Source organism: Bacillus sp. HU-1818 (assembly GCF_022695965.1).
Lineage (GTDB): Bacteria > Bacillota > Bacilli > Bacillales > Bacillaceae > Bacillus > Bacillus atrophaeus.
This window is the reverse complement of the sequence record NZ_JAAPBE010000002.1, coordinates 39,577-51,925: the sequence shown is the minus strand read 5'-3', so window position 1 is coordinate 51,925 and position 12,349 is coordinate 39,577. Positions and strand designations below refer to the sequence as shown.

12 protein-coding genes and 3 pseudogenes are annotated in these 12,349 nt (G+C 37.8%); 10 read left to right on the top strand and 5 right to left on the bottom strand.

What is annotated here, in order from left to right:
• Nucleotides 1–105: 105 nt before the first annotated feature.
• Nucleotides 106–849: a VCBS repeat-containing protein gene (locus GXP75_RS05555; protein ID WP_242556745.1), complete on the bottom strand. Its 744-nt coding sequence runs from the start codon at nucleotides 847–849 to the stop codon at nucleotides 106–108.
• Nucleotides 850–1,359: 510 nt separating this feature from the next.
• On the opposite strand from GXP75_RS05555, the gene GXP75_RS05550 reads away from it, so the two are divergent.
• The 9 genes and pseudogenes from GXP75_RS05550 to GXP75_RS21590 all read left to right on the top strand — a co-directional run.
• A complete protein-coding gene (locus GXP75_RS05550) occupies nucleotides 1,360–1,746 on the top strand; it encodes a YwqH-like family protein (protein ID WP_223254995.1) in 387 nt (128 codons plus the stop codon).
• A gap of 15 nt (nucleotides 1,747–1,761) precedes the next feature.
• Nucleotides 1,762–2,040, top strand: a complete 279-nt coding sequence (locus GXP75_RS05545; protein WP_242556308.1) for a YwqI/YxiC family protein — start codon at nucleotides 1,762–1,764, stop codon at nucleotides 2,038–2,040.
• A 17-nt stretch (nucleotides 2,041–2,057) separates the two neighbouring features.
• Nucleotides 2,058–3,683: a ribonuclease YeeF family protein gene (locus tag GXP75_RS05540; protein WP_242556307.1), complete on the top strand. Its 1,626-nt coding sequence runs from the start codon at nucleotides 2,058–2,060 to the stop codon at nucleotides 3,681–3,683.
• Nucleotides 3,631–4,038: a hypothetical protein gene (locus GXP75_RS05535; protein ID WP_242556306.1), complete on the top strand. Its 408-nt coding sequence runs from the start codon at nucleotides 3,631–3,633 to the stop codon at nucleotides 4,036–4,038. Before GXP75_RS05540 ends, GXP75_RS05535 begins: the two co-directional genes overlap by 53 nt.
• 23 nt (nucleotides 4,039–4,061) lie before the next feature.
• Nucleotides 4,062–4,865 carry a hypothetical protein gene (locus GXP75_RS05530; RefSeq protein WP_242556305.1) on the top strand — a complete coding sequence of 268 codons (804 nt, stop codon included), beginning with the start codon at nucleotides 4,062–4,064 and terminating at the stop codon, nucleotides 4,863–4,865.
• 295 nt (nucleotides 4,866–5,160) lie between these two features.
• A complete protein-coding gene (locus tag GXP75_RS05525; protein ID WP_242556304.1) occupies nucleotides 5,161–6,216 on the top strand; it encodes a tartrate dehydrogenase in 1,056 nt (351 codons plus the stop codon).
• Nucleotides 6,217–6,350: 134 nt separating this feature from the next.
• Nucleotides 6,351–7,016: a GntR family transcriptional regulator gene (locus GXP75_RS05520; protein ID WP_242556303.1), complete on the top strand. Its 666-nt coding sequence runs from the start codon at nucleotides 6,351–6,353 to the stop codon at nucleotides 7,014–7,016.
• 198 nt (nucleotides 7,017–7,214) lie between these two features.
• Entirely contained in the window at nucleotides 7,215–7,952 is a 738-nt protein-coding gene (locus GXP75_RS05515) for a MerR family transcriptional regulator (protein ID WP_214919344.1), read from the top strand.
• Nucleotides 7,953–8,029: 77 nt separating this feature from the next.
• Nucleotides 8,030–8,203: pseudogene (locus GXP75_RS21590) on the top strand (DUF255 domain-containing protein); the annotation flags it as partial.
• 151 nt (nucleotides 8,204–8,354) lie between these two features.
• Here the strand turns inward: GXP75_RS21590 and GXP75_RS05505 are convergent.
• From GXP75_RS05505 to GXP75_RS21585, 4 genes and pseudogenes are all read right to left on the bottom strand, one after another.
• Entirely contained in the window at nucleotides 8,355–9,233 is an 879-nt protein-coding gene (locus GXP75_RS05505; RefSeq protein WP_242556302.1) for a YitT family protein, read from the bottom strand.
• Between the two features lie 273 nt (nucleotides 9,234–9,506).
• Complete coding sequence (locus GXP75_RS05500) at nucleotides 9,507–10,790, bottom strand: MFS transporter (protein ID WP_214919362.1); 1,284 nt, start codon at nucleotides 10,788–10,790, stop codon at nucleotides 9,507–9,509.
• A gap of 165 nt (nucleotides 10,791–10,955) precedes the next feature.
• Complete coding sequence (locus GXP75_RS05495) at nucleotides 10,956–11,606, bottom strand: ArsR/SmtB family transcription factor (protein WP_214919342.1); 651 nt, start codon at nucleotides 11,604–11,606, stop codon at nucleotides 10,956–10,958.
• 253 nt (nucleotides 11,607–11,859) lie between these two features.
• Nucleotides 11,860–11,931, bottom strand: a pseudogene (locus GXP75_RS21585) (hypothetical protein); the annotation flags it as partial.
• Between the two features lie 75 nt (nucleotides 11,932–12,006).
• Between GXP75_RS21585 and GXP75_RS21480 the strand changes: the two are divergent.
• Nucleotides 12,007–12,211: pseudogene (locus GXP75_RS21480) on the top strand (DUF255 domain-containing protein); the annotation flags it as partial.
• Between the last annotated feature and the right edge of the window lie 138 nt (nucleotides 12,212–12,349).

Genomic DNA, 12,349 nt, shown 5'->3' with positions numbered 1-12,349 from the left:
GGAGTAATCATGCGGTTTGGAATAGGCTGATGTCAGCCTGGTTTCTAGCTATATTTTTAGTCGGTCCTTTTGCCAGAATGGTTACAAATGTAAACAGACGATCTATTAGCTAACGTCACCGCCAAGGATTGACACATTCTGCCGATCAACACTAAATGCCCGCCCGTTCCATTTCAGCACGGTCTGTACAAACCCAAGTGAATCCGCATTGTACCTTCCCGCGATCCTCTGGTACGCTTCGAGATCGTATGTGCCGTCTCTGTTGAAATCAACCGGATACAAGCCGGACAAAGGATTGACCCAGCCTTCTATCGGCGTTTTCAAAACGCCATTCTTGTTATAAATTTCAGTTAGATATTCCCTGCCTTTGTAAGTAAGATCGAGAATATACGTTTCATTTAGTTTATAACTGATCACAGCCGCTTTGTATTGATTTTGATAAGCCACATTGTACTTGAAGTCTTCATTAAATGCGTCCGAATTAAAAATTTGCCTCATTTGACCATTAATAGAAGAAAAGACATACGCATAAACAGCACCGCCGCTTCCCCCCGTATCAATGGCCACTAAAATATCATCCGCCTTGTTTCCTGTAAAATCACCAAGAAAGAGTGTCGGATTGTATCCGGCGTTATTTTTAAAAGAGATTTGCTGATCGCGATTTGTCCTTCCATCCCGGATAACCAACGTGACATTTTTCCAAAAAGGACTGTCAGGCGTTTTATTTGCGGTAAGAAAAACATTGTCAATGACACCATCACCATTAATGTCACCACGCTTTGCAGCCACAATTGAAGATCTATACGGGACTCTTGAGGGTGAGGAAACAGACTGGAGATTCGATTGCAGTACATGCCTTGAAGCATACGGATTGGGATACCACAACGCTTTATCAACCGTTTGCAATGATGGACCGATGATTCCCGCTCTTACCTGCGCATCAGCCAGATAAGACCAATAATCAAGATCATTCGCCTCTTGAATCGCTTTTCTGTGAAAATACGGGTCCAATTCAGATCACCTACCTTTGTTAGTCTCAATATAAGAATATATGCATTGATTGTCAGGAATAACCTTGAGAGCTAAGTTTAGATGGATGAAGTCGAGGATTAACGTCGAAAAGCATAACCTCTAAAAAAGGTTTTAAGAACCGATCTCATTGAACTAGGCAGTAACTTATAAGTAACCGAATCTTCGACATACTATTTGTTATCAAACACTATCACTGGCAACCCATTCCTCTTTTCGGTACATTTATCCTATTTAACTCATTTATTCCATGTTGTAACATTAATATAGTCTGTATAAATCCGATTACCAACAGGTCATTTGAACCAAAATTATAGGAGGTGCCGGCACATGTTGTTGATGGAAAAGGCTTCATTATATGCAATGCAAGGCACATTAAGCGCAAAAAAAGAGCAGATAACCCAACTGAAGGCCTGCAAATCCGAGTTAAAAAGTATAAAAGAGGAATTTACCGATTCAAAAAGCACCATAAAAAAACCTGAATTCTCAACGAATACATGGCAGGGCAGTCTAGCCGATTCGTTTAAAAACATCAGAAACGATATGAAATCAGCCTACGACGATATTGAAGGCAAACAATTTGATCATCTATTAGACAAGATAAATGAGCGCATTTCCTCGATAGAAGACGAAATTCAGTCACTCAGCCAAGATATCAGTTCACTAAAAAAAACAATTGAAAGATTGGAAAAAGAGGAGAAAGAAGCCCGTCATTAAAAAGGAGTCAAATCAATGAGCCAAGAAATTAAAGTCAATACCAGTAAAGTCAAACAAGCACTCTCTAAGCTCAATCAATCCTCACATGCGATCAAGCCGAACATACCGACAGCTATCAACGGCCAGAACCATCTCGACGTCATCAAAAAAATCGAAAATATGAATACTGATTTGCAAAACCTGACAAAAGCTTACGCATCGGCTCTTTCAAAACAAATTGCCCAAACTGAACAGGCCGTCAATATGATGAAAGACGCAGACGAAAAGCTGTCAGCGTCTATAAAATCCAAATAAAAGGGAGGTTCTGCATATTGAAAACACTTGATGTTCAAGCATTTCATAATGGCATTGACAAAACATTGACTGAATTAAAAAGCCAGTCTGAAGACATCAACAAAGTCAAAGAAAGCGTCAAAGGCGTTACCGCACTCGATGATGCTTTAGAAGGAAAAGGCGGTGAGGCAATCCGCTCCTTTTACGAAGAATGCCACACCACTTTTCTTCTTTTTTATGAATCTTTTATCTCCGACTATAAAGGAATTTTAGAAAAGATGAAAAACGCTCTTGAATCCCTGGAACCGGCCCAAAACGGCTTTATCTCACAAAGCTTTCTCGAAAACGAACTAACAGACGGGGTCAGCCAAGCCGAATCGTTAACAGCAAGACTCACCGAAAAGGCCAACCAAACAGCCGATACCGTTGGTCACATCGTCACCCTGCCCGCCCTTGACGATACCGCTGTAAACGACAACGCTAAAAAAGCAACAAGACAAATCAGCGAAACGTTAGAAAAATTACACACCTTTGACCGCGAACAAACAAATGCACTCAAAACAGCGGAACAGGATTTGGACACGATGAAGCAGTACATTGAGCAGCTGGAACAGATGTATACCGGGCCGAAGATTGGGATTTCCGGGTATAAGAGCGGCGCGATATTGGAACCTCAGAACTTTACAAATATCAACCAAACCAACAGCGTATTGCAGAGCAACCTGCAAAGTCCCGGCGACACGCCGATGGGGAAAATGCTTGGGCGGTTAGAAGAAAAAGCGGAAGAGTCATTAACCAAACCGGATAAGCAGGATACCAGCAAATCAAGCACAGTGCATGAAATCCTCAGTTATTTTGAAACAATCGGAACACCATTAGATATTGGCGACAAAGCATTACTTGGATTTCACGTTACAAATGCAGCAGCATCAATTGCTTGGTCAAGAAAACTTAAAATATATTATCCGGGAAAAACACCAACTAAATGGCAGAAAATCAAAGGCCAATACAAATTTCAAATTATGACCCATTCCTCATGGACATCTCAGGGAAATCACAGTTCAAAAATTGCTAGTAAGCTTAAAGACATCTCAAATTCTAATCCAAGAAACTATTTAATGAAAAAAACACAAAAAATTGTAGCTTCGTATGATAGTCCATCTATGTTGTTCAAACATCTTGTTGGGTTCCCAAAAAATCAGCACGGCTTTATAGACGGGAAAGAATTTAGCGGAAGGATTGCGACAAGGACATCAGTAGGTACAACTGGTATAATGGAGTCTGCAGCCAAAGCTAAGGGGCTTACATCTTTAGGAAAGGGAGTTCCTATTATTGGTAATGTAATAACCGTTGGTTCTAATTTAACTGAGTTTACAGACCCGGGAAATTCCAAAAAAACTAAGGTTGAAAAAACGGGACGGGCTGTAGCCGGTGCGCTCACTGATTTCACGACTATTGCTGCTGGAGCTGAAATTGGAGCAACAATAGGAAGTGTTGGTGGTCCTGTTGGAGTAATTGTAGGCGGAGCTATAGGTGGAGTAGCAGGGGCTGTAATCAGTTCTAAATATGGTGACACAATTAAAGATGCCGGTGGAAAAGTTGCTGGCTCTATTGAAAAAGGAATTAAAAGTAGCTATAACTCTATTAAAAGTTGGTTTAATTAGGATTGGAGGAACTATGTCTGCCGAAATTTTTGTGAAATATGCAGAATACCTAATGCTAGGCATCTTTAGTATTCAATTTGCCTATGGACTTTCTATATTACTACTAGGTAATATCATGATGAATTATTATGAATGGGGAACTTTCAGAGACCCCTCAAAACTATTCCAAAAAGTTGTGAATTTTGGTACTGGTCTTTTCATGGGCTCTGGATACTTTGTTTACAAGCGACTTTACAAATATAATTGGTTTCTTAGAAAACTATATTTTTTGATTTTCCTTGTTGGCGGTGGAATTTTAAGTATTATCATTTATTATATTTTATCTTTTATTCTACATACTATTTTTAGAGTTTAAACCTATCAAGGATGTGAACAAAAATGAAACATCTAATGACTTGTACATCTGAAGAACTTGCGATACTTGTAACTTTATGTGATTTTCCCGGTGTAGCCAAAGGAATTGCAGAAGCTTCATTAGGAAAGAAATCAAAAAAAGAATGGGATGCAGTAGCAGATGCAACTGTTAACCAACTCATTTTAAAACAATATTGGGATGAAGAAAAAAGCGCAAAGGATGAGAATCCTTTAAGTGAAGAAATGCAAAAATTTATTAATTCCTATGTGAATTCAAAACAAATGATCCGTTGCTCTAATCTTAAAAACAAAAATGTTCTAATGCTGCATTATCTCGAAAAAGAAATATGGCTTTTCCATATTATTGACCGCGATATAATCCATGAATTTGCCTATGCTGAGCAACATGAAATTGCTGACCTGATCAAAGACTATTATCATTTTTCGGTTAATGAAGAGCTTCTCCCTCTAGAATTACGTCTCTCAGATAAGTGTTTTGACTGGCTAAGTAATAAAGATATGACAGAAAAAGTTCGGAAAAAAAGCTCTTTTTCAATTGATGAAGAAGAAAGTTTCAATCAATTGATAACAGATCTTGAATCAAATGAATGGGCGCTAAATAATATATCGAACTTTTACATTCCTCATTTAGATGATAATCCATTTTTACAAAATGTTATGTTCTTTATTCCATCTACTCATGGTATTTGGGTTGCTGAGTACAAGGAAGATATGGAAAAGCCCGTCCATATTTCATTACAAACGCTTGAACAGTGGTACGCCTTGCTAAAAGATATCGGGAATATTCCCTCTATTCAAAATACTTAATACTGGAGTAAGAAGAATTGATCAAAAGCATCTACAATAAAGGTGCTTTCTTTTTTTGTGCAAGTTTAAAAGTTAAATAAGCGGGGCGATATTACCGAAGTTACTATATCTAACACCATTCTTTCTGGCATTGACGCTTTGAGTTAACACTTGAATTTCGCTCATAAAATATATAATTTTTTTTGGATCCAACCTTCAATTTAGTAAGACTTGTCATGCCATATAGTTCCTGAGATAATTAAAAAGTATACGGTCGACCGGATACCGTTTAAAAAATGACAAAGGGGTCTTCACATTGAAATTAAACATTGCGTCACTTCCAGGAGATGGGATAGGAAGAGAAGTAGTACCAGCAGCCAAAGAAGTTTTAGACACTTTAGCAGAAATTCATGGCGGTTTAACATTCGAGTTTACTGATTTTCCATGGAGTTGCGAATATTACTTGGAAAATGGGACGATGATGCCGGAAGATGGCTTGGACACGTTGTCCCAATTCGATGCTATTTTTCTTGGTGCTGTAGGAAATAAAAAGCTTGTTCCCGATCATATTTCACTTTGGGGATTATTAATTAAAATCCGCCGTGAGTTTGAACAGGTTATTAATATTCGTCCTGCCAAAATATTTAGCGGATTAAAGTCTCCCTTGGTCAATCCAAAAGATTTTGACTTAATTGTCGTTAGAGAAAATAGTGAGGGAGAATACAGCTCTATTGGCGGAAGGATTTATCAAGGAGAAGACCAAATTGCCATCCAAAATGCTGTATTCTCACGAAAAGCAACAGAACGAGCGATGCGTTTCGCCTTTGAATTGGCTAAAAAACGCAAAAAACATGTTACCAGTGCAACCAAGTCAAACGGAATCTTCCACTCCATGCCTTTTTGGGATGAGGTTTTCGAATTTGTTTCAAAGGATTACCCCGAGGTTAACTCTGATTCCCAGCATATCGATGCTTTAGCAGCCTTTTTCGTTACCCATCCGGAAAGATTTGATGTTATCGTGGCCAGTAATTTATTTGGCGATGTTTTAACTGATATAGGCGCAGCCATTATGGGAAGCATTGGGATCGCTCCAGCAGCTAACATTAACGTGAATGGAAAGTATCCTTCTATGTTTGAACCAGTTCATGGCTCAGCTCCAGATATTATCGGTAAAGGTATAGCTAATCCGCTGGGACAAATTTGGACAGCCAAAATGCTTTTGGATCACTTTGGTGAAGAAGAATTGGGAAGCGTATTGTTGGATGTAATGGAGAGCTTATTGAAAGATGGATATGTCACCCCAGACATTGGCGGGAAGTGTACTACAAAGGAAGTCACACAAGAAATGATGACAAGACTGAAAGCAAAGTAAGAAATAGGGGAATAATTATGCGGATGAGTTATTCTCTCTCAAAACCTACGAAAGCAACCAAACTGTTCTCTTACCCACCTTTATCAATGCAGCATCGTGTGTGATAATATATACGATAAGAGAATGGACAGAGGATGAGAAACGTGCTTGAAAAACCAAAACCGTTTTATGAACAATCTTATCACGCTATTAAGCGAATGATATTTGAAGGAAAATTAAAACCTGGAGAACGAATTGTTGAAGCAAAAATGGCCAAGGAACTTGGTGTCAGTAAAAGTCCTTTAAGGGAAGCGATTAGGGTCCTGGAGAAAGAAGGACTTGTAGTCATCGACACAAGAGTCATGGTTTATAAACCGACAATAAAAGACGTGGAAGAAATCTATTTTTGCCGCATGGCATTGGAATCATTCGCTGCAGGATTAACGACAAGAATTGCATCCGCTGAAGAATTAGAAAATATCGAAAATATACTTCAAAAAACAGAAGAAGCGATTCTCCAATCAATGGAACAAAACGTCATTATAGAATTAAATGAGAGGTTCCATGAATTAATCATACAATATACTCAAAATAACCTTTTACGAAAACAACTTAATGATTTAAAAGGGTTAATTTATTATTTCCGTATATTGAATTTTGAAGGAGAAAAACGAGCAGAACATATCCTTGAACAACATCAACAAATCTTTCATCACATGAAACAGAGAAATGAGGAACAGGCCTCAAAAGCAATGGTTCACCATCTGCAATTAGATCTAGATCATTTAGTTGAAGTTTTATCTCACAATCATGAAGAATAATTTTCACAAAAGGCCTTCCGATTTTCGGATGGCCTTTTTTTATCTGTCATGATTATTAGCCATCCATTCTTCTTATGTATAGGTATATTAGGTTTTTTGTTAAACTCCCCTGCCCATGAAAGTCTCCTTTTCCCTTAGATCAAATAACCTTGACTCTGCCCTAAGGTCACCCCTCATAGTGAAACATGAAAGGAGGACATGATGAGATTAACTGTAAAAGAACTATCCCACATCGCAAATGTTACCATTAAAACTCTTTATCACTATCACAAAATTGGATTACTTATCCCTAAAGAAATAAGCGATGCCGGCTATCGGTATTACGGAGCAGACGAACTAAAAAGGTTACAAGAAATACTTTTTTACAGAGAATTAGATATCCCTTTGTTAGAAATAAAAACGTTATTAGATGAAGACTCCGACAGATCCAGTACTTTGGAAAAACAGAAAAGATTGTTCGATAAGAAGATTGAAAAGTATCAGCAATTAATTGAAACAGTCAAAACGTCTGTAGATTACACAAGAAGAGGTGAGCGCATGGACAATAAGTTAATGTTCAAAGGATTCGAAACCGCAGAAGAATGGAAACAATCATTAGGTGAGCAAAATAACTATTTAAAAGAAAAATATGATTTTGAATTAAATACCGATTCCATCAATGCTGATGAAATGAACAAAATGGCTATAGAAGCAAAACATTTTCTAGATGGTATGGCGAATTTCTTAAAAAACGGAGTTACGTATAATGACCCTGCTGTGCAGGAACATGTAAAACAACATCTCAAGTTCCTAAATCATAACGGACATCCGATTACTAAAGAAGATTACGTACAGCAAACAAAGTTTTTCACGCAAGACGATTTTCATAGAGGAATGTTAGAAGAACAACAAAGAGGATTAGCCTATTACTTGGTTTTCGTTTCAGAGAATCTTTAGATGATTAAAATTGAGGGTGGTTTCATTGCCACTCTTCGTTTTATTCCAAATTGAATGTCATAAAAAAAGACGATCCCATGCCAAATAACAGTAAATCCAATAGATTAATCGCTGAGAATCTGCATATTCACTCCAATACGCCCACACCCCCGTAGACTGGCACCTTTGGAGAGAAGAAGCATTCGAAAAAGCAAAACGAGAAAACAATTCCGTCCATCGGCTATTCGATTTGTCACTGGTGGCAGGTGTTAGAGTAGCCGGTTGATAGTCTTATAGGTGGGCCGATTGGAAGGCGAAAGAATTACAATCAGATATCTTACATTTCTTACACCGCACTCTTTAAAAGATAAAGAGTTACCGTTAAAACGGTAACTCTGATTTTAGTTATAAATTGTATTTTTTCTAATGAATATTATGCTTTTTAAAATTGCCGCCCTTCACCTCAGCTACGTCATATACGGTAACAAAGGCTTCTTTATCAATATCATTAATAATTTCCTTTAGTTTGGTTTCTTCTAAACGATTGATGACACATGTGATCTCTTTAAATTTCTCGTGGGAAAAACCCCCGTAAGCTTCTTTATATGTGGCGCTTCGGCCTAATTCATCACGTATTGTTTCTACCATTAATTCAGGCTGGGTTGTAATGATTTGAAAGGTTTTAGAACCGCTTAAGCCTTCCTCAACAACATGAATGACTTTGGACGCAATGTAGTAAGCAATGACTGAAAGTAATGCTCCTTGTAAGCCGAATACAGTAGAAACAAAAATAAACACAAAAATGTTTAAAAATAGAATGAGATCGCTCGTTCCAAACGGTAATTTTCGGGATAACAGCACGGCAAGCATATCAATTCCATCTAATGCGCCGCCATTTCGCAACGCCAACCCCATTCCCAATCCAAGGATAATCCCGCCAACAACGGTTATTAGCAAGGTATCGCCCTCTATGATAGCTGGAGTGTGGTGAAAAAAAATGGTGCCAACGGCAAGTGATGCAATTCCGATAATTGATAATAATGCAAAGCTTTTCCCAATTTGCTTATATCCTAACCAGACAAACGGAATGTTTATCGCTGCAATCAAGATGCCAAGCGGCAAATTAAATAGTTGTGAACCGACAATACTAAGACCGGTCACCCCTCCATCAGATACACTGTTTGGAATCAATACTGTTTCTAATCCATAGGCCGCTATAATCCCGCCAATAATGACCATTATGACTTGTACGATCTTTTTTACTTTAAATTTCTTGCGTTTTTGCTTTTCGATTGTATTCATATCATTCCTCATCTCAAATTTTTTATCTTATTTAAATATACCATAATAGATATTTTCAATTAAAAACAAACTTTTATTTAGTTATCAAAAGCTGCTGATACATATTGAACCGAGGATTTGCAGATCTTAAAGATAAGGTAACCATTTATGGCTCTGAACATTCAAATTGTACCTGATGATTCAGTTCTGCAAATAGAGTAAAAATTTCTGATCTCTTGAAAGTGATTAAGCTTATGTATTTACCATAAATACAAAAAAAGAATAGCCTTTCGACTATCCTTTATTTTTCACTTTATTACTTGTGGACCAAATGACAACTGGTATAAGAACTAAGGATAATAACCCCCCGGTCAGAGATAGTGCAGCATAACTTGTATTAGCCATCATCATCCCCGAAAGAGCTCCGCCAGAAGCCCCTGCTAATGCAATCAAAACATCAAGTGTACCTTGAACCTTTGCCCGAGTTGAAGACTCTGTAGAATCCACAATTTGAGCAGTACCGCTGATTAAGCCAAAGTTCCATCCCAATCCAAGTAAAGAAAGAGCAATCACTAAAAGAATCATTGAATCACTTGGAGCTAATGCGGCGACCAAACCAGCTAATAATAGTGTAAAACCTGAGGCAATACTCATAGCTGTACGACCAATTTTATCAACAAGGACTCCTGTTACAAGTGAAGGCAGATACATTGAACCGATATGAAAACCAATTACGATCCCTACTTCACCTAGACCATGACCATGGTGTTTCATATGAACAGGTGTCATCGTCATTATGGCAACCATAACGATTTGTGTCAGAACCATAACTGTGGCACCGACCGCAAGGCCTCTTTTATTGTTTTTTTGATCTGCTGGATTTGAATCATTTTCATGCCCATTTTGTTGTTTATAAGCTGCGATCCGTTTTGCAATATCTAATGGATCTGGGCGCAGCATAATAAAAAGCACAATGCCCGCTAAGATATATGCTGCTGCCGCTAAAATGAATGGGCCTGCAAGCGAAGGAACACCAATAAGAGCAGCAAATTCACCCATTACATTTACTAGATTCGGACCTGCAACTGCCCCAAATGTTGTCATAACCATCGTCATACTAACAGCAGTTGCTCGCTGTTTCTCATTTGCTAAATCAGTTCCCGCATAACGGGCTTGTAAATTTGTTGCTGTACCCGCACCATAAATCAGCAGAGAAGCAAATAGAAGAATCACACTATTCACCATGGCTGCAATAACAACGCCTATTGCACCGAGTCCACCTAATATAAAACCAGTCGCTAGTCCTGTACGGCGTCCATAACGCTGAGAAAGTCTGCCTACAAATAAGGCTGCTCCCGCTGATCCTAAAGTAAATAAAGCTGTCGGTACCCCCGCATAAGCATCAGTTCCGAGCATTTGCTGAGCAATAAGGGCACCTACAGTAATCCCAGCGGCCAGACCTGCACCACCAAAAATTTGTGATATACTTACTACGATCAATACTTGTTTATATAGTTTTTTTAATTTGCTTGGAGAATCTATGTAACTCTTAATTGTATCCTCTGACCCACTTATCATTATTAAACACCCTTCATTTGAGTATTTGTCTATCTTGTTGATTAAAACTAACCACTTTGTCAGAACACTACAAGATTCATAGTAGAAATCGGACATTAGAAATCATTTTAGAAATGAATAACGATAGGATTGCATGCAGTCTTACTAATGCTCCATTAGTAAAAGTTATCTATTCCACTGTTCAGTTATATCTCTAACGCCTTCCTCCAAGCGAAATGCATGAATACCATTAGCCTTCAGAATTTCCACTGCTTCTGCCGACATTAAACAGTAAGGTCCCCTGCAATATGCAACGACTTCACAATTAGGCGGTAAAGAAGAAAGTTTATTTTCTAATTCTTCAATCGGAATAGAAATAGCACCGGGTATGTGGGCTTTTTCATATTCTTCAGCCGGTCTTACATCCAACAATAAAACCTCGCCCTTTTCCATTCGTTCTTTTAATTCTGAAAGAGTTACCCCTTCCATGCCAAGCTTGTCATTTAAGAATTCTTGTTTGATCTGCTGAACCTGAACAAGTTGTTTCTCTGATAAAGCATGGAGTGATGTTAAAAAATCAGCAATTATTTCGTCAGCCAGTTCATATATGACATAATTGCCTTCCTTCTTATATTTCACCATTCTTGAATTGAAAAGCGTTTTTAAATGTTGAGACACATTAGCGATAGACATATTTGTACTTTTTGCTAAAGCTTCTACAGACTTTGGGCCTTGAGACAATACATCAAGAATTTCCAAACGTCTTGGACTGGAAAGGCTTTTCCCTATTCTGGAGAATTCTTGATATAATAAATCCTTTAAATTTCTTTCGTTCATGAAAATCCACCCCAAACTATTCAAGTGTTTTATTGAATAGTTGAATTGTATAGTTGGAAAAATAAATTGTCAACAGTGAAACAGAGCCATTTTTCGCTTATATTACATTAAACCTCATTTAGTCTGAGTGCCACTGCATTTTTTTATATTTAGTTTCACATAAAAAACAAAACATTCCAAAGTATTGTTTTTATGTTTTTCTTGCCTACTTAATAAAAGAAGTTATGTTAACTTTATTTTCAATCTTCTCTTATTAGCACCTTTTTTGTATTTTTATAATTGAAAAATCTCCAATTTTGGAATTATTTTTCACATGAGTTCCTCCACAGGCTTATAAAGAAGCTGGGAGTAAGTGACAGAGCATTTGAGAACAACAAAGTTGAATTTATTTGGTGATCCCATGCCCACTCACAATAAACCCAATAGATTAATCGCCGAGAAGTCTACTTCAACACGCCCATAACCCTGTGAATTGGTACCCCCAGGGAGAAGCAGCCTTCGAAAAAGCAAAACGCGAAAACAAGCCGGTTCAGGTCAGCATCGGCTATTCGACATGCCATTGGTGGCGTAAGATCTCCTGTTTATACCAAGTACATAACAACTTCACCCATTACAAAAAATTATATACACACTCTAAACAATTGAGTCTAATATCAAATATCAACAGGCCTAACAAATTAATTGGTTATTCGGTTTCACTATTAATTACTGCTGTTCCACCTACCCCCAAAAAATACCTATTG

Excerpts from the sequence above, each read along its gene's own strand:
- GXP75_RS05550 (WP_223254995.1), top strand. The coding sequence starts at position 1,360 with ATGTTGTTGATGGAAAAGGCTTCATTATATGCAATGCAAGGCACATTA.
- GXP75_RS05545 (WP_242556308.1), top strand. The coding sequence starts at position 1,762 with ATGAGCCAAGAAATTAAAGTCAATACCAGTAAAGTCAAACAAGCACTC.
- GXP75_RS05515 (WP_214919344.1), top strand. The coding sequence starts at position 7,215 with ATGATGAGATTAACTGTAAAAGAACTATCCCACATCGCAAATGTTACC.
- GXP75_RS05500 (WP_214919362.1), bottom strand. The coding sequence starts at position 10,790 with ATGATAAGTGGGTCAGAGGATACAATTAAGAGTTACATAGATTCTCCA.
- GXP75_RS05505 (WP_242556302.1), bottom strand. The coding sequence starts at position 9,233 with ATGAATACAATCGAAAAGCAAAAACGCAAGAAATTTAAAGTAAAAAAG.
- GXP75_RS05530 (WP_242556305.1), top strand. The coding sequence starts at position 4,062 with ATGAAACATCTAATGACTTGTACATCTGAAGAACTTGCGATACTTGTA.
- GXP75_RS05495 (WP_214919342.1), bottom strand. The coding sequence starts at position 11,606 with ATGAACGAAAGAAATTTAAAGGATTTATTATATCAAGAATTCTCCAGA.
- GXP75_RS05520 (WP_242556303.1), top strand. The coding sequence starts at position 6,351 with ATGAGAAACGTGCTTGAAAAACCAAAACCGTTTTATGAACAATCTTAT.